This is a genomic window from Brevibacterium luteolum (genome assembly GCF_025147615.1).
Classification (GTDB): Bacteria; Actinomycetota; Actinomycetes; order Actinomycetales; family Brevibacteriaceae; genus Brevibacterium; species Brevibacterium luteolum.
The window spans coordinates 30748-47814 of record NZ_JALXPM010000020.1; the positions used below are offsets into that span (position 1 = coordinate 30748).

14 protein-coding genes are annotated in these 17067 nt (G+C 68.4%); 8 read left to right on the forward strand and 6 right to left on the reverse strand.

Annotation, left to right across the window (positions count from 1 at the left end; genetic code table 11):
* Positions 1–93 precede the first annotated feature (93 nt).
* A complete protein-coding gene (locus tag M3C25_RS06740; RefSeq protein WP_170274611.1) occupies positions 94–1974 on the forward strand; it encodes an ABC transporter ATP-binding protein in 1881 nt (626 codons plus the stop codon).
* 3 nt (positions 1975–1977) lie between these two features.
* A complete protein-coding gene (locus M3C25_RS06745) occupies positions 1978–2640 on the forward strand; it encodes a GNAT family N-acetyltransferase (protein WP_102163023.1) in 663 nt (220 codons plus the stop codon).
* Here the strand turns inward: M3C25_RS06745 and M3C25_RS06750 are convergent, their stop codons facing one another.
* Both M3C25_RS06750 and M3C25_RS06755 read right to left on the reverse strand, forming a co-directional pair.
* Positions 2641–3060 carry a hypothetical protein gene (locus M3C25_RS06750; RefSeq protein WP_146004410.1) on the reverse strand — a complete coding sequence of 140 codons (420 nt, stop codon included), beginning with the start codon at positions 3058–3060 and terminating at the stop codon, positions 2641–2643.
* 150 nt (positions 3061–3210) lie between these two features.
* Positions 3211–3390 carry a hypothetical protein gene (locus M3C25_RS06755; protein WP_102163025.1) on the reverse strand — a complete coding sequence of 60 codons (180 nt, stop codon included), beginning with the start codon at positions 3388–3390 and terminating at the stop codon, positions 3211–3213.
* A 229-nt stretch (positions 3391–3619) separates the two neighbouring features.
* On the opposite strand from M3C25_RS06755, the gene M3C25_RS06760 reads away from it, so the two are divergent.
* Genes M3C25_RS06760 through M3C25_RS06775 form a run of 4 tightly spaced genes read left to right on the forward strand, consistent with a single transcriptional unit; the run spans position 3620 to position 8932 of the window.
* Positions 3620–5176, forward strand: coding sequence for an ABC transporter substrate-binding protein (locus M3C25_RS06760; protein WP_259855429.1), 1557 nt, complete (start codon positions 3620–3622; stop codon positions 5174–5176).
* Positions 5177–5181: 5 nt separating this feature from the next.
* On the forward strand, positions 5182–6264 hold the full coding sequence (locus M3C25_RS06765) for an ABC transporter permease (RefSeq protein ID WP_259855430.1): 1083 nt from the start codon (positions 5182–5184) through the stop codon (positions 6262–6264).
* Positions 6261–7253 carry an ABC transporter permease gene (locus M3C25_RS06770; protein ID WP_259855431.1) on the forward strand — a complete coding sequence of 331 codons (993 nt, stop codon included), beginning with the start codon at positions 6261–6263 and terminating at the stop codon, positions 7251–7253. Before M3C25_RS06765 ends, M3C25_RS06770 begins: the two co-directional genes overlap by 4 nt.
* Positions 7250–8932, forward strand: coding sequence for an ABC transporter ATP-binding protein (locus M3C25_RS06775; RefSeq protein WP_259855432.1), 1683 nt, complete (start codon positions 7250–7252; stop codon positions 8930–8932). Before M3C25_RS06770 ends, M3C25_RS06775 begins: the two co-directional genes overlap by 4 nt.
* A gap of 44 nt (positions 8933–8976) precedes the next feature.
* On the opposite strand, the gene M3C25_RS06780 is transcribed toward M3C25_RS06775, so the two are convergent.
* The 4 genes from M3C25_RS06780 to rplM form a co-directional block, all read right to left on the reverse strand.
* Positions 8977–9177 (reverse strand): DUF6968 family protein, encoded by a 201-nt coding sequence (locus M3C25_RS06780; protein ID WP_259845052.1) that lies wholly within the window; start codon positions 9175–9177, stop codon positions 8977–8979.
* 229 nt (positions 9178–9406) lie between these two features.
* Positions 9407–10873, reverse strand: coding sequence for a phosphoglucosamine mutase (locus M3C25_RS06785; protein WP_259855433.1), 1467 nt, complete (start codon positions 10871–10873; stop codon positions 9407–9409).
* Positions 10874–11007: 134 nt separating this feature from the next.
* The gene (gene rpsI, locus M3C25_RS06790) at positions 11008–11517 is read right to left on the reverse strand and encodes a 30S ribosomal protein S9 (protein ID WP_259834146.1); all 510 of its coding nucleotides are present in this window, start codon (positions 11515–11517) and stop codon (positions 11008–11010) included.
* 33 nt (positions 11518–11550) lie between these two features.
* Positions 11551–11994, reverse strand: coding sequence for a 50S ribosomal protein L13 (gene rplM, locus M3C25_RS06795; RefSeq protein ID WP_102161819.1), 444 nt, complete (start codon positions 11992–11994; stop codon positions 11551–11553).
* 312 nt (positions 11995–12306) lie between these two features.
* Between rplM and M3C25_RS06800 the strand changes: the two genes are divergently transcribed.
* Positions 12307–14757 (forward strand): hypothetical protein, encoded by a 2451-nt coding sequence (locus M3C25_RS06800; protein ID WP_259855434.1) that lies wholly within the window; start codon positions 12307–12309, stop codon positions 14755–14757.
* Complete coding sequence (locus tag M3C25_RS06805; protein WP_259845059.1) at positions 14754–16928, forward strand: hypothetical protein; 2175 nt, start codon at positions 14754–14756, stop codon at positions 16926–16928. The genes M3C25_RS06800 and M3C25_RS06805 overlap by 4 nt, the downstream gene beginning before the upstream one ends.
* The last annotated feature ends 139 nt before the right edge of the window (positions 16929–17067 follow it).

Here is a 17067-nt window from a genome sequence, read left to right on the forward strand (position 1 = left end):
CTCCCCGCAGTTGTACCCACTGGGCGTGCCGCCCCGGCACCCCGCCGGCACCAGCGCCCACCCCTGCCCGGCCCGCACCCTTGAGGAGACTCCATGACGACACCCTCACCCCTGGCGCTCATGCACCGCACCATGGCGTCGCAGCGCCTGCACGGCCAGGGCTCACGCTCCGGCGGGCTCTCCGCCGACATCCTCAAGCGGATCTGGCGCTTCGCGGCCGGCCACCGCCACCTGCTCATCGGCTTCATCGTCCTGTCCGTCGTCATCTCCGCCATCGGCGTCATCACCCCGGTGCTCGCCGGCCGCGTCGTCAACGCCATCACCGACACCCAGGACATCTCCGCGATCATCACGATCGCCCTCATCATGGCCGGCCTGGCACTGGCCGACGCGGCACTCGGCCTGGCCAGCCGCTACCTGTCCGCCCGCGCCGGCGAAGGCCTCATCTACGACCTGCGCACCGCCGTGTTCGACCACGTGCAGACGATGCCGATCGCGTTCTTCAACCGCACCCGCACCGGCGCGCTCGTCTCCCGCCTCAACACCGACGTCATCGGCGCCCAGCGCGCGTTCTCCAACACGCTCTCAGGCATCGTGTCGAACTTCGTCTCCGTGCTGCTGACCGTCGCCGTCATGGTGACCGTCTCCTGGCAGGTCACGCTGCTGTCGATCCTGCTGCTGCCGATCTTCTTCATCCCCGCCCGCATGTTCGCCGGCCGGCTTGCCGCCCTGCAGCACGAGGCCGCCGACTACAACGCCGCGATGTCCACCCGCATGACCGAGCGCTTCGCTGCCGGAGGCGCGACCCTCGTCAAGCTCTTCGGCAGGCCTGCCCGCGAATCCGAGCAGTTCGCCGCCCGTGCCGCCCGGGTGCGCAACATCGGTGTGAAGACCGCGATGCTGCAGACGAGCTTCGTCACCGCCCTCACGCTCGTCTCCGCGCTCGCACTCGCCCTTGTCTACGGCCTCGGCGGCGTCCAGGCCGTGCTCGGCACCCTCAACGCCGGCGCCGTCGTGACACTCGCGATGCTGCTCACCCGCCTCTACGGCCCGCTCACCATGCTCGCCAACGCCCGCATGGACATCATGAGCGCCGTCGTGAGCTTCGAGCGCGTCTTCGAAGTCCTCGACCTCAAGCCGATAATCGCCGAAACCGAGCATCCCCGCGCCCTGCCGGCCGGTCCCCTGCCCGTGGAGTTCGACAGCGTCTCGTTCACCTATCCCTCCGCCGCCGAGGTGTCCCTCGCCAGCCTTGAAGAGGTCTCGATCCTCGATGAGCGCACCGATCACGAGGTGCTGCATGACCTCAGCTTCGAGATCTCACCCGGGCAGACGGTCGCCCTCGTCGGCAGCTCGGGTGCCGGTAAGTCGACGATCGCCTCGCTCGTCCCGCGCCTCTACGACGCCACCGAAGGCAGCGTGCGCATCGGCGGTGTCGACGTCCGCGATCTCAGCTTCGATGACCTCAAGTCCGCTGTCGGCATGGTCACCCAGGACGGGCACCTGTTCCACGAGTCGATCCGCGACAACCTGCTCATCGTCAAGCCGGAGGCAACCGAAGAGGAGCTGCGCTCGGCGATCTCCCGGGCCCGGCTCGATGACGTGCTCGCCGAGCTGCCCGACGGGCTCGACACGATCATCGGCGAGCGCGGCTACCGGCTCTCCGGCGGCGAGCGCCAGCGGCTGACGATCGCCCGGCTGCTGTTGGCCGCCCCGCCGGTCGTGCTGCTCGACGAGGCGACCTCCGCCCTCGACTCGACTTCAGAGGCCCATGTGCAGCATGCGCTGTCGGAGGCGATGAGCGGACGCACCGCGCTTGTTATCGCCCACCGGCTCTCCACGGTGCGCGGGGCCGATGCGATCCTCGTCGTCGAAGACGGCCGGATCGTCGAACGCGGCACACACAGCCAGCTGCTGGCAGCAGGCGGCCGCTACGCTGAGCTGTACCGCACCCAGTTCGCCGACCAGGAATGAGACATGAGCGCCGAGACTGCCGACACTGGCACCGCGGAGCCCTCGCCGGCCCCAGCCCCGGCCACGTTCGCGGAGCTGACCGAGGCGAAGCGCGTCGCGTTCCCGCTGCACACTGAGCGGCTGAGCCTGAGCCTGCTGGCGCCATCCGACGCTGAGGGTCTGTGGTCCTACTGGCAGCTGCCGGAGACCTCGGAGTGGACGTCATCGCGACCGGCCAGTGCCGAGGAGCTCATGTCCGAGCGGCTGGCTGCCGGCAACACACTCGTCGTGCGCCGCAGAGACGATGAGAGCAGCCACCCTGAGACAGCCCCGATCCTCGGCGAGGTGCTGGTGAAGATGCAGAATGCCTGGTCCCACCCCGAGGTCGCCCACCTAGCCCGTGGCACCCAGGCTGAGATCGGGTGCGCCTTCCACCCTGAAGCCACCGGGCACGGCTTCGCCCGCGAAGCGGTCACCGCCGTCCTCGACCTCATCGTCGACCTCGGGATCCGGCGCATCGAGGCGTTCTGCATGGCCGACAACACCGCCTCCTGGCGGCTGCTCGACCGGCTGGGCCTGCGCCGCGAAGGCAGCTACATCGGTGAGACCCTCCACCGCGATCACGGCTGGGTCGATGCCTACTCCTATGCGATCCTCGCCTCCGAATGGCAGGCCAAGCGCAGCTGATCAGCGCACGTCGCGCTGACGCGGCCCCAAGGGCAGCCGGGCGATGATCGCAAACAGGATGCCTGCCGGGATGCAGATGAGCAGCAGCGACATGAACACGTACAGCGCAGACGGCATCCACACGACGCTGACCATGTAGACGATGACAGGGAAGGTCAGCGCGAGAAACACCGCGGTGATGAGGGTGCCCTTGAGACCGCCAGCCGGGTTCTTCCACCGCACGATGCCGATGGCGAAGTTCGCCAGTGCCGCGACCATGCCCAGCAGCAGGAATGAGTTCATCAGCTCGCCGAAGATCCAGGCGATGCCGCCAGCCGGGCGGCTGGCCTGCACCGCCGCCGAGGCGCCGGTCACCAGCAGCGTGATGACGGCAGTCGATCCGGCGGCGACGATGCCGGCACGCACCGGCGGGGTCGCCACATTCAGCAAAGGCAGGTGCCGGGGCGCACTAGTGGCGTGAGCACGATCGCTGCGGTCGGGCTGGTCTGGCGACGCAGAATCAGGAGGGGTCTGAGCCATACCTCTACGGTAGCGGCTGACAGGCCGGGTGATGCACAGCGAGCCGCTGTATCAGCGCCGTCGCTCGGACCGGTTGATCCGGTTCCAGAGGAGCCCGACGGCGATGAGCCCAGCCAGTCCGATGCAGAACAGCACCGCCTCGAGCACACCCCACGATTCGCCGCGCAGCAGCGGCAGCAGCTGGACGAGCATGACGATGGCGAAGACCGCGCCGATGAGGATGCGCAGCATCTCAGTGACACCTCCAGTTCAGTGATCAGGGACTCCTGCACCCTAACGCGAGCCACCGGGGCGGTGTCGAAAAACCGCCCTGCATAGCGTGCCCACAGCGTCAGATGCGGCCGTAACGATCGTGTCTCATCCCCCACTGTTCGCTCAGCTTCCATGCAGATGCATCACATCTGTGCCCATAATGGATGGCACGCACAGCAGCATCGACGGCGATGAAGAGATGACGACTATGACGAGATCCCCAGCACGTGCACCACTCCTGCGTCGCCTGGCCAAGGCGATGACCGCCTCGGCGGCGGTCGCGATCCTCGCTGTCATCAGCGGCTGCTCGCGCCAGAGCGTCGACCTCGGCACCGCCGACTCCGACGACGTCGTCGTCGCCTCGATCTCCGGTGAGCCCGACCAGCTCGACCCGCACTCCACGACCTCCTACTTCGCCTTCGAGGTCCTCGAGAACGTCTACGACACCCTCGTCGAACCCGATGAGGAGTTCAACATGCAGCCCGCGCTCGCCGAGTCCTGGGAGGTCAGCGACGACGAGCTGACATGGACGTTCCACCTGCGCGAGGGCGTGACCTTCCACGACGGCTCCGACTTCACCGCCGACGACGTCGTCTACTCCTACCGGCGCATCATCGACGGCGAACTCGCCAACGCCTGGAAGCTCACGATGCTCACGGACGTGCGCGCCGTCGACGACCACACCGTCGAGATCGACGTCGACGCCCCCAGCCCCACCCTGCTCTCAGCGCTCGGCGGGTTCAAGGGCGTGGCGATCGTCGAAGAAAACAACGCCGAATCCGGTGACATCACCACCGAACCGATCGGCACCGGCCCGTTCGCTGTGGACTCCGCCCGGCCCGGCGACTCCGTGACGCTCAAGGCCAACGAGGACTACTGGGGCGGGGCACCCGAGGTCGCCGGCGTGCAGTTCCGCTACATCACCGAGCACAACACGGCCGTCGCCGCCCTGCGCTCCGGGGAGATCGACTGGACCGACTCGATCCCGCCGCAGCAGTTCGGCACTCTGGACAAGGACCAGTCGCTGCACATCGAATCGGTCATCTCCAACGACTACTGGTACCTCTCGATGAACCAGGCGAAGGAGCCCTTCGACGACCCGCAGGTCCGCCAGGCCATCGCCTACGCCGTCGACCGCGACTCGATCGCCCAGGCCACCGGCTTCGGCACCTCGGAGGTCAACCAGACCGCAATCCCCGGATCGAGCCCATGGGCGTATGACTACGCGCCCTTCGAACGCGACACCGACAAGGCCCAGCAGCTGCTCGACGAGGCCGGTGTGTCCGACCTGTCGATGGAGCTGATGGTCACCAACGAGTACCCCGAGACCGTCACCGCCGCCCAGGTCATCGCCGACAACCTCTCCGACGTCGGCATCTCCGTGTCGATCACCACCCTTGACTTCGGCTCCTGGCTCGACCGGCAGGGCCAGGGCGACTTCGATGCCCTCATGCTCGGCTGGCTGGGCAACATCGACCCCGATGACTACTACTACGCCCAGCACCACTCCGAGGGCCCGTCGAACTCGCAGGGCTACTCGAACCCCGAAGTCGACAAGCTCCTCGACGCCGGCCGCGTCGAGATGGACGAGGGCAAGCGGCACGTACTCTACGAGCAGGCCGCCAAGCACATCGTCGACGACGTCTCCTACCTGTACCTGTACAACCCGGCGGTCATCCAGGCCCACACCTCGCGCCTGGAGGGCTACACGATCCGCTCGGATCGGGCCGTGCGGTTCCGCGACGCGAAGCTGACAGAGGACTGATAGGCATGAGCGATCCGAACACCCATGGCAGCAGCACCGCTCCCGAGGCGGAGGACCGGTCTGCAGACACCACGCGTTCTGCAGACGCGAACCAGTCCAGCCAGACCGAGCAGACGCAGAAGGCGGGCTTCTTCACCCGGCATCCGCTGCTGACCTTCATCCTGCGGCGCATCCTGCTGACCTTCGTCACCCTGCTCGGCGTCATCGTCGTCGTGTTCTTCCTCATCCAGCTCGTCCCCGGCGACCCGGTGCGCATCGCCTTAGGCACCCGCTACACAGATGAGGCCTACCAGGCCCTGCAGCAGGCATCGGGACTCGACAAACCGCTCATCGTCCAGTTCTTCACCTACATCGGCAGTGCGCTCATCGGCGATCTAGGGGTCAGCTTCCGCAACGGCGAGCCGGTCATGATGCTGCTGCTCGAACGCCTCCCGGCCACAATCTCCCTGGCTCTGTGCGCCATCTTCGTCGCCCTGCTCATCGCGATCCCGCTCGGCACCATCGCCGGTCTGCGCGAAGGCGGCGCGGTCGACTCGATCGTCCGCGTCATCAGCCAGTTCGGTGTTTCGATCCCGGACTTCTGGATGGGCATGATGCTCATCAGCATCTTCGCCCTCGGCTTCGGCTGGCCCTCCTCCGGGTACACGCCGCTGACCGAGGACCCGATCGGCTGGGCCCAGCACATGGTGCTGCCGGCCATCACCGCAGGTGTTGTCTCGGCGGCGATCCTCACCCGGTTCATCCGCACCGCCGTCATCGACGTCTCGCATGCGGCCTTCGTGCGCACGGCGACCTCGAAGGGCCTGAAGCACTGGACGGTGCTGGCCAAGCACATCGGCCGCAACGCCCTCATCCCGGTGCTGACGATCTCCGGCATCCAGCTGGCCACCCTGCTCGGCGGCGTCATCGTCGTCGAGGTCGTCTTCGCCTACCCGGGCCTCGGCCGCCTCATCTACGACGCCGTGGCCGCACGCGACTACCCGCTGCTGCAGGGCGCGATCCTGTTGATCGCGTTCATCTTCCTCACCATCAACCTGCTCGTCGACGTGCTCTACGCCATCATCGACCCGAGGATCCGGATCTCATGAGTGCAGAATTGCCGACCCGGCAGAACTCAGACACCAACGCCCAGGGCAGCCACGCCGCCGGCAGCGCCAGCGCCGCCACAACCGGCAACCGCCCCACCAACACCACCACCGACACGAGCGCCAAGAAGAACACCCGCGCCTCGACGCTGTCGCTGCTCATGACGAACCCGACGGCCGTCTTCGGCCTCATCGTGCTCGCGATCATCGTCATCCTCGCCCTCTTCGGGCAGTGGATCGCCCCGTACGGCGCCAACGACATCGACGTCCCGCGCGCCCTGCAGGCACCGAGTGGCGCCCACTGGTTCGGCACCGACGAACTCGGCCGCGACGTCCTCTCCCGCGTCGTCATCGCCGCAGCCACCTCGCTCAAGGTCGCACTCATCTCCGTCGGCATCGCGCTTGTCGTCGGCGTCGGCGTCGGTGTGCTGTCGGGCTACCTCGGCGGGGTCATCGACTCGATCCTCATGCGCATCGTCGACGTCGCCTTCTCCTTCCCCGTCCTGCTGCTGGCCCTGGCGATCGTCGCGATCCTCGGCCAGGGCATCGGCTCGGCCATGATCGCCATCGGCATCGTCTACATTCCGATCTTCGCCCGCGTCGCGCGCGCCTCGACCCTGTCCGTCCGCCAGGAGCCCTACGTCCAGGCCGCCCGCACCATGGGTGTCTCGTCCGGCCGGATCGTGTTCAGCCATGTGCTGCCGAACATCTCCGGGCCCGTCATCGTGCAGACCTCGCTGTCACTGGCATTCGCGATCCTGACCGAAGCCGCCCTGTCGTTCCTCGGCCTCGGCGTCCAGCCGCCGGAGCCCTCGTGGGGCAAGATGCTCTTCGACGCGCAGGGCTTCATGGCCGACGCCTGGTGGATGGCGGTCTTCCCCGGTCTGGCGATCTTCGTCGTCGTGCTCGCCTTCAACCTGCTCGGCGACGGCCTGCGCGACGTCCTCGACCCCCGCCAGCGCACCATCATGCAGAACCGGAGGAAGAAGTGAGCCACACCCCTGATCAGGCTCCCGCTCCCGAGGCGGTGGGCACCAACCGTGATCCCGCGCCAAAGGCGCCGGTCCTGGAGGTCTCGGACCTCACCGTCGGCGTCGGCCGCAACGACATCGTCCACGGCGTCGACTTCGCCGTGGCCAAAGGCCAGACACTCGGCATCGTCGGTGAGTCCGGTTCGGGCAAGTCCCTGTCGGTGCTCTCGGCCACCGGCCTGTTCGAAGCCCCCGGTGGTTACGTGCACGGCTCCTCGACCCTTGACGGCGAGCAGATCGTCGGGGCACCGGCCGGGCTGCTGCGCAGCATCCACGGCCGCCGCATCGGCTTCGTCTTCCAGGACCCGTCGACGAGCCTCAACCCGCTCATGACCTTGGAGGCGCAGCTGGCCGAGGGCCCGATGAAGCACCTCGGGATCTCCGCATCCGAGGCCCGCGAGCGGTCGCTGAAGTTACTGACCGAACTCGGGCTGCCCGACCCGGAGCTGCGGCTGGGCTACTATCCGCATCAGCTCTCCGGCGGGCAGAAGCAGCGCGTCATGATCGCCGTGGCTCTCGCGTGTGAGCCTGAGGTGCTCATCGCCGATGAGCCGACCACCGCTCTCGACGTCACCACCCAGGCCGGCATCATCGACCTCGTCGCCGGCCTGCAGCGGTCCCGGGACATGGCCGTCATCTGGATCAGCCACGACCTCGGGGTCATCGGCCAGATCGCTGATGACGTCGTCGTCATGCGCGCAGGCGAGATCGTCGAACGCGGCAGTGTCGCTGACATCTTCGAGCGTCCGCAGCACGAGTACACGAAGACGCTGCTGGCCGCCCGCCCGCTGCTGCGCACCCAGCAGGACGCCGGCACTGAGGACACGCACGCCGACCGGGAGGAGCAGGGCGACCCGCTGCTGCGCATTCAGGACCTGACGGTCGACTTCGAGGTCTCCTCCCCCACCGGCAAGCGCACGATCACCGCCGTCAAGGATGTCAGCCTCGATGTCTACCGCGGCCGCACACTCGGCATCGTCGGCGAATCCGGTTCGGGCAAGTCGACGATCGCCAATGTGCTCACCGGTGTCGTCGAACCGGCCTCCGGTGACGCACGCATGAGCGGGGACCCGGTGCTCGGGCTGTCGGGTGCCGATCTCAAGACGATGCGCCGGCGCATTGCGATGGTCTTCCAGGATCCGTTCGCTGCCCTCGATCCGCGCATGACTGTGCAGCGTTCGATCGCCGAACCGCTCATGGCGCACAGCCTCGTGCCACGGCGGCAGCGCCGGCAGCGCTGCGCCGAGCTGCTCGACCAAGTCGGTCTGGATGCGTCGTTCATCGAACGCTATCCGCATGAGCTCTCCGGCGGGCAGCGGCAGCGCGTGTGCATCGCCCGCGCCCTGGCCGTCGACCCCGAGCTGCTCATCCTCGATGAGTCGACCGCCTCACTCGACGTCTCCATTCAGGCGCAGGTCCTCGACCTGCTCGTCGATCTGCAGGACGAGCACGGCTTCGGTTATATCTTCATCGGCCACGACCTGGCTGTCGTCGAGCAGGTCAGCGACACCGTCGCCGTGATGAAGGACGGTGAGGTCGTCGAATACGGCACCGCCGAACAGATTCTGCGCGAACCCCAGACCGACTACACCCGTCAGCTCATCGACGCTGTCCCACCGGCCGAGCCGGTGCGCGCCTGAGGCTGCTCCAGCATGAGTATCGCGCCTGCGCCGGCTTCTGATGTTCAGCCGTCGGGCAAGCTGAGCTGCTCCAGCTCCTCGATGACGCCGGTGAGCTGGATCGTCAGTTCGAGTGCCTGAATACCGTCGACGCCGCAGACCTCCTTGCCGAAGTCCTCGTCCAGGCCGGCTGTCTCGAAGCGGCAGATCCACTCGGTCTCCGGTGCATCGCGTACCGGTGCTGGCAGGCTGATGGGTCTGCACACGCTGCCTGCGCCACGTCGGTGCGGGTGAGGGCGCGGTCGTGCGGTGCAGGGTCATGCGGTCGTACGGGGTCATGCGGTCGTGTGGGGTCTCATGCGGGGAGGTATGTGGGGAGTCCTCTCGCGGCTTGCTGCGCTCGGGGAATCGACGGCTGTGGCCCTGAACAGTACGTGCTCAGGGCCACCGGTCGATAGGACTCACGTGCTGGAGCCGGTCAGCTCCGCCTGCCGATCACAGGGCGAGTTCGCGCTTGACGACCTCTGCCAGGCGTTCGGCCTGCTGCTGGGCGAAGTCATGCGTCTCCGCTTCGACCATGACGCGGATGACCGGCTCGGTACCCGAAGCGCGCAGCAGCACGCGGCCGGTCTTGCCGAGCTCGGCCTCCACTGCTTGGACCTCGGAGGCAACAGCTGGGTCGCTGGCGCGGGTCTTGTCCACGCCCCTGACATTGATAAGCACCTGCGGCAGCCGCGGGATCTCAGCAGCCAGGTCGGCAAGCGAGCGCTTCGTCTGCGCCATGCGGGCCAGCAGGTGCAGGGCGGTCTGCACGCCGTCACCGGTGGTGCCGTAGTCGAGCATGAGCACGTGACCTGACTGCTCACCACCGAGCGCGTAGCCGTCGGCGAGCATGCGCTCGAGCACGTAGCGGTCACCGACCTTCGTCTGCACCGTCTTGATGCCGGCCTGCTCCATCGCCAGATGCAGGCCGAGGTTCGACATCACGGTGGTGACAAGCGTGTCGTGAGCGAGCGTGCCGGCGTCCTTGAGGCTCAGCGCCAAGATGCCCATGATCTGGTCGCCGTCGACCTCGCGGCCGAGTGCGTCGACGGCCAGGCAGCGGTCGGCATCGCCGTCGAAGGCGACACCGGCGTCGGCCGAATGCTCCTTGACCGCAGCAACGAGGGAATCGATGTGGGTGGAGCCCACGCCGTCGTTGATGTTGTAGCCGTCCGGGTCAGCGGCAGTGACGATGACGCGGGCTCCGGCCTGGCGCAGGGCGGCAGGTCCGACGACCGAGGCGGCGCCGTGGGCGCAGTCGACGACGACGGTGAGCCCGGCCAGCGGCGCGCCGATGATCTCCAGGGCACCGGTGACCGGCGCGACCGGCGCATCCGGGTCGGAACCGGCAGGCTGCTGGCCCTTGAACACGCCCATGACAAGCGATTCGACGTATTCGTCGGCAGCGGACGGAAAGTTGCGGATGCGGCCGACGGCGTCACCGGTCGGGCGATCCCAGTCGGTGCCGATGAGCCCTTCGATCTCGTCTTCGAGAGCGTCGGGCAGTTTCGTGCCGCCGCGGGCGAAGAACTTGATGCCGTTATCGGGCATCGGGTTGTGGGAGGCGGAGAGCACGACGCCGAAGTCGGCGCCGGTGTTCTTCACCACGTGGGCGACACCGGGGGTCGGCAGTTCCCCGACGAGCAGCACGTCAACGCCGGCGGCGGCGATGCCGGAGGCGACGGCGTGGGTGAGGAACTCACCGGAGGCGCGGGTGTCGCGGCCGATGACGGCAAAGGGCCGCTGGCCGTTGGCGGCGACACCGGCACCGGAGGGTCCGGCGACGGCGGCATGCTGGCCGTTGCTGCCGCGGCGGGCGAGCACACGGGCGCCGGCTTCGGCGATCTGCAGGGCAAGGGTGGCGGTGATGTCGGCGTTGGCGAGTCCGCGCACGCCGTCAGTGCCGAAAAGTCGTGACATGGTCGTCCTTGTGAGTGATGTGACAGGTCAGTGGGCCCAGCTGGCCTGGCTGCAAACACTCAGACCCCCGCACCGCGCAAGGCGGGTGCGAGGGTCCGAGGTTCAGCATAGGGCCGGCACAGCGGCTGAGCGCATCAGCGCTTCGAGAACTGCGGTGCCTTGCGGGCCTTCTTGAGTCCGGCCTTCTTACGCTCCGGGACGCGGGCGTCACGGGTGAGGAAGCCGGCCTTCTTCAGTTCGGCGCGGTTGGACTCGCGGTCGATCTGGTTGAGCGAGCGGGCGATGCCCAGGCGCACGGCACCGGCCTGGCCGGAGGGTCCGCCGCCGGAGATCCGCACGAAGACGTCGAAGCGGCCTTCGAGGTCGAGCAGGCGCAGCGGCTCGTTGACGAGCTGCTGGTGCAGCTTGTTCGGGAAGTAGGTCTCCAGGTCGCGGCCGTTGATCGTCCACTGGCCTGAGCCGGGGACGAGGCGGACGCGGGCGATGGCCTGCTTGCGGCGGCCGACGCCGGAGCCCGGGGCGGTCAGCGACTGTCCGCGGCCACCGGCCACGGACTCGCCCAGACCAGCCGAAGCCGGGGTCTCGGTGGAGTATTCGGTCAGTTCGACGTCGTCGACGTCAGGGGTGTTGGTGGTATCAGCCACGGTTCTCCTCTTAAAGTCTTGGATGCCTGGTGCTTACTGCGCAACCTGGCTGATCTCGAACTGCTGCGGGTTCTGGGCGGCGTGCGGATGCTCGCCACCGGCGTAGACCTTCAGCTTCTTGATCTGGGCGCGACCGAGGCGGTTCTTCGGCAGCATGCCGGCAACAGCCTTCTCGACGGCGCGCTGCGGATCCTTGGCCAGCAGCTCGGAGTAGGACGTGCTCTTGAGGCCGCCCGGGTAGCCCGAGTGGCGGTAAGCGCGCTTCTGCTCCAGCTTGGCGCCGGTGAGCGCGACCTTGTCGGCATTGATGATGATCACGAAATCACCCGAGTCGACATTCGGTGCAAAGGTCACCTTGTGCTTGCCGCGGAGCAGGCGGGCAGCCTGCGAGGCAAGACGGCCGAGGACGACATCAGTGGCGTCGATGACGTGCCACTGGCGCTGAACATCGCCGGGCTTGGGGGTGTACGTACGCAAAAGTAGCCTTCTTCTTCGTCTATTGAGTGAACAGCTCGATGGCCGCCATTTCCACAGGTCGTGATCCAGGAAACGGCGTCCGGCTTGTCTGGCGCGCATACGTTCCCACACAGCTGACCCTCATCCCAGTGCCTGCAACGCGAATGAGGCTTCATGAGGAGCGTGTATAGACGTATACAACAACAGGCTAATCTACCGGAATCGCCGCCCCGGGTGCAAACCGGAATCGCCTCCCCGGGCGCAAACCGGGCCTGCGCCAGCTGACAGCAGGCCTCTCAGCAGGCGCCATGCTCCAGCCGATAAGCTGGGCGGGTGCCAGCTTCCTCAACTCCCACCCGCGCGCGAGGTGCCGCTCCGGCGAGCATCCTCACGCGCCTTCTCGTATGCCTGGGTGTCATCGCAGCCCTCGTGCTGCCCACCACGGCACCTGCTGCGGCCGGCGAGCCGGCCAACGCCTCGGGAGCGGAGCACCCGGTCGTGTTCATCGGGGCCTCGGGTCTGTCGATGTCCGACATCAGCCCGGAGAGCACCCCGCATCTGTGGACGTTCGCCGAGCGCGCCGACATGGCCAATGTCACCGTCCGCTCCATGGTCTCGGTCACCTGCCCGGCCGCCGGCTGGCTGGCCGTCGGGTCCGGAGCGCGCATGCACGCGGCCGACATCTCCCCTCATGTCACCGGTGAGCAGGCCGCTGCCGAGGCCGACGGCACCCTGAGCGAGGAGGATGAGGAGCGGGCCGCAGAGGAGCGCCGCTCGGCGTGCCCGGACCTGCGCACCCCAGAGGGCACCGGTGCGGACGTCACGGTGGAGAACTTCGACCGGATCGTGGCAGCCAATGCGCAGAACTCCTACAGCTCGGGGATCGGCCAGCTGGCTGACACCGCCCGGGAGTCCGGGGTGTGCGTCGAGGCGATCGGCCCGGGGGCCGCGTGGGCGGCAGCCGATGAGACCGGCCGCATCGACACGTGGGAGCCGGCCGGCACGAGGCCGGGCAGCTCGGTGCGCGCCCAGCAGGCCGACACTGCCGGGACCGGACTGTGCCCGCTGACGCTCATCGACGCCGGCACGATCGGCTCGGAGCGCTGGACGGCCGACGCCCCGGCCGGGGAGCACGATGAGCAGCTCGCCGCGATCGACGAGCACATCGGCGAATACCTCGCAGGCCTCGACCTGAAGACGACGACCGTGCACATCGCCGGGGTCGGCGACCTCGGCAACCCCTCCCGGCTGCGCGCCCTGCTGCGCTCCACCCCACAGGTCGCCACCGGTGATGCGTCCCCGGGGATCCTGGAGAGCTCCTCGACCCGCAAGCCGGTGCTGCAGCTGACCGACCTCACCGGGCTGCTGCTCGCCGCCGCCCCGGGCATCGACAGCGAGCTGGCCCCGAATCCTGCCCAGCTCACCCGCATCGACGCCGGTGCACCGGCAGCCGAGCGCATCGACTCGCTTGTCGGGGATGCGACCGCGGCAGCGACTGTGCATCGCAGCGCCCATACCTTCTCGATCGTGGTGACCACCGCCTTCTACGTCCTCACCGTCGCCGTGGGCCTGCTGCTCCTGGTTCCGCTGCAGCGCTGGTGGGCGCGCCGGGCGGGAATCGCCCAGCCGGTGCTCGCCGGGAAGATCCGCACCGGCCTCGGCTGGGCCGGGCTTATCCTCGGCACCGTGCCGATGGGCTCGTTCATCGCAGCCCTCTTGCCATGGGAGCGGATGGCCGACCCGGTCCTCGGCCTCGGCCTGGCGATCGCCGCCGGTTCTGCGCTGCTGCTTGCCACCGGCTTCGCAGGTCCCTGGCGGCGCACCTTCGCCGGACGCGTCGCCGCGATCTGCACGGTCACCGCGGTGCTGCTCGGCGTCGATGTCGCACTGTTCGGCTCGCAGCTGCAGTACAACTCGCTCATGGGCTACAACGCGATCGTCGCCGGTCGGTTCTACGGCCTCGGCAACCAGGGCGCGGCCCTGTTCATCGTCGCCCTGTTCCTGGCTCTGGCCTTCGGTGCCCGGGCACTGGCGGCACGCACTGACCGGCGCGGGCCGCTGCTCCTGTTCCTGGCAGGTCTCGGCGCGATCGCCGTCGGCACGCTCGGCAACCCGGTGTGGGGTGCGAAGTTCGGCGGCACCGTCGCCACCCTGTCCGGGCTCATGGTGCTCATCGCGCTCAGCCTCCGCGCCCGCCTGTCGCTTCTGCGGCTGGCTGGGATCGGGGCTGTCTCGCTCGGCGCGATCCTCGGTGTCGCCGCCCTCGACTATCTGCGCGCACCGGCAGCCCGCTCGCACTTCGGCAACTTCTTCGCCCAGCTGCTCAGCGGTGGGGCCTTCGAAGTCATCTCCCGCAAACTGAGCGCGAACCTCAACATCATCGTCGTCAACCCCGGCATGGCGATCATCGTGCCGCTGGCCGCGCTTGTCATCCTCATCTTCCTCGCCTACCTGCGCCGGTTCGCCGCTACCGCGCCGCTGACCCGCCGCTTCGACGGCGTGCTGCCCGAGGCCTTAGACGATCGCTGCGTCCACGCCGGGTTCCTCGCCGTGTGCACCGGCCTGCTCGTCGGCCTCGTCATCACCGACTCCGGCGTCGCCGTCCCCGGCACCGGGGCGATGATGTTCGTGCCCTTCCTCCTCGCCCTCAGCGCCGATGTCCCTGTCCGCCGCACACCGGGCACCCCGGTGACCGTGCCCGAGGCGATGCCCGGCTCCGTGCCCGAGGCGGCTGCCGGCCGCGATGAGACGGGTGGGGCCAGCGTGGTTGAGGAGGGTCGATGACCCGTCTGCGCCCAGCCCTGATTGCGGTGCTCACCGCCGTGCTCATCGCAGCCCTCGGACTCGCCGGACCCCTCGCGGCCGCTGCGCAGACACAGGCTGCGCAGAATCAGACAGTGCAGGCGCCGGGTGTGCAGGCGCGGCCAGCGCCGTCTGCCGGTGAGCCGCAGTCCCAGCCGGTCATCTTCGTCGGCGTCTCCGGCCTCGAGCATGAGGACCTCGATCGGTGGCGGACCCCACACCTGTGGTCACTGGTGGAGAACGGATCGATCGGCACGATGACCCCGCGGTCGGTGCGCTCGACGAGCTGCCCGGCCGACGGCTGGCTGGCGGTCAGCTCCGGGCGGCGTGCTGCCGATGAGTCTGCCGCCCAGTGCCGGGCGCTGCAGCCGCCGCTGTCCGGGTGGACGGCTGACTGGGACGTCTACCAGGAGAAAGTCGCCCACGACCGCTACGACGCCGACCTCGGAGCCCTGGCCTCAGCCGTCCCCGATCTCCATGCGATCGGCCCGGGAGCAGCGATCGCCGCAGCCGAATCCGACGGCCGGGTGCGCTCCTACGAGAGCCTCGACGCCGACCTCGGCGAACAGGTGCGCACAGCAGCCGAGCACCATCCGCTCGTGCTCATCGACCTGGGCAATGTCCGCACCCCCGGCTACTCGATCACCGAACTCGACGACCACCTCGGCGACATCCTCTCCGTCTACGAGGAACAAGCCGCCGGCAGCACCGGTACCGCGCAGCCGATGCTCATGGTCGCCTCGATCGCCGACGGCTGGACTGAGTCCTCCAGCATGCAGTTCGCTGCGATCCAGCGGCCCGGTGAGCAGCCTGCGATCCTCACCTCCCCGTCGACCAAGCAGCCGGGCCTCATACAGACGACGGACATCATGCCCACCCTCGTGCGCGCGACCGGCGCGCAGACGGATGCGAACCTCGCCGGCGCCCCGGTCACCACCGCCTCGGCGCCGCCCAGTGCTGGGGACCGCTACCAGCTCATGCTCGACCGGCAGGTCGCCGTCGCCACGCAGGCGGCGATGTCGGTGTGGTTCTATCCCGTCTTCGCCGGGCTCATGGCCGCACTGCTCGCGGTTGCCGCGCTCGTCGGTCGGCGCGCCTGGCCGCGGGTCATCAACCCGCTGCGCGTCGGCGGGCTGTTCTTCGCCGCGATCCCGGTCTCGACCTACCTCGTCAACGTCATCCCGTGGGAGCGTTCGACGAGCCCGGATGTCGCGATGCTCGCAGCCTTGGCCGGGTGGGCACTGGCGCTGACACTGGCCGGGCTGCTCGGGCCGTGGAAGCGCTTCACACTCGGCCCGCTCACCTTCGTCGCCGTCGCCACGGTGCTCGTCCTCGCCGGTGATGTCATCACCGGTTCGCAGCTGCAGATGTCGACGCTGCTCGGGGAGCCGCTGCTCATCGCCTCTCGGTTCTACGGGATCGGCAACTCAGCTCTCGCTCTGTTCCTCACTGCGCTCGTCTTCGCGCTCATCACCGCCTGCTCGCTCATCGCCAACCGGTGGGTGCGGCTGAGCGTCGTCCTCGTGACGATGGTGCTCGCCTGCCTGCTGCTGGCCACCCCCGGACTCGGCACGAAGTTCGGCTCCGTGCCGGCGCTCGTCGTCGGCCTGGGCGTGCTGGCGCTGGCGGCTGCCGAGATCCGAGCCTCGATCAAGCGGCTGGCGCTCATCGTCGGCACGACGGCCGGCATCATGATCGCCGTTCTCGTCATCGACTGGCTGCGCCCGGCCGATGACCGCACCCATTTCGGCCGGTTCTTCGCCTCGATCATCAGCGGTGAGGCCGGCGCGGTGCTCATGCGCAAGATCGGCATGAACATCGACATCCTCACCCAATCGTGGATGACGCTGCTGCTGCCGCTCATCATCGCTGCGGTGTTCTGGGCGGCGATCGCTCCGGGCCGGTTCCGCATCCCGGCGCTGCCCCGGCTCTACGCCCGGTTCCCGCATCTGCGCATGGGCATGATCTCCTTGGCGGTGCTGCTGGGCGTCGGCGCCGTCGTCAACGACTCCGGCATCATCGTCCCGGCTGTTGGGCTGCTGTTCCTCATTCCGGCACTCGCCCATCTCGTCGGACGGCAGGCAGCCGAATGCCAGCTCGCAGACCGCGCCTCGCACCCGGTGGCCGCAGCACCGGAGACGCCGCGGCGGTGACGCCGGCCCAGCAGGCTGCGGCGGTGACGCCGGCGCAGCAGGCTGCTGCGGTGAGGCCGGCGCAGCAGGCTGCGGCCCGTCACGCTGGTTCCACCAGACGCGGCCAGGCGCTCACGCCGCTGCCTCTCCGCTCCCCTGG

Coding starts and splice junctions, on each gene's coding strand:
- M3C25_RS06740 (WP_170274611.1), top strand. CDS start 94: ATGACGACACCCTCACCCCTGGCGCTCATGCACCGCACCATGGCGTCG.
- M3C25_RS06745 (WP_102163023.1), top strand. CDS start 1,978: ATGAGCGCCGAGACTGCCGACACTGGCACCGCGGAGCCCTCGCCGGCC.
- M3C25_RS06755 (WP_102163025.1), bottom strand. CDS start 3,390: ATGCTGCGCATCCTCATCGGCGCGGTCTTCGCCATCGTCATGCTCGTC.
- M3C25_RS06760 (WP_259855429.1), top strand. CDS start 3,620: ATGACGAGATCCCCAGCACGTGCACCACTCCTGCGTCGCCTGGCCAAG.
- M3C25_RS06765 (WP_259855430.1), top strand. CDS start 5,182: ATGAGCGATCCGAACACCCATGGCAGCAGCACCGCTCCCGAGGCGGAG.
- M3C25_RS06770 (WP_259855431.1), top strand. CDS start 6,261: ATGAGTGCAGAATTGCCGACCCGGCAGAACTCAGACACCAACGCCCAG.
- M3C25_RS06785 (WP_259855433.1), bottom strand. CDS start 10,873: ATGTCACGACTTTTCGGCACTGACGGCGTGCGCGGACTCGCCAACGCC.
- M3C25_RS06805 (WP_259845059.1), top strand. CDS start 14,754: ATGACCCGTCTGCGCCCAGCCCTGATTGCGGTGCTCACCGCCGTGCTC.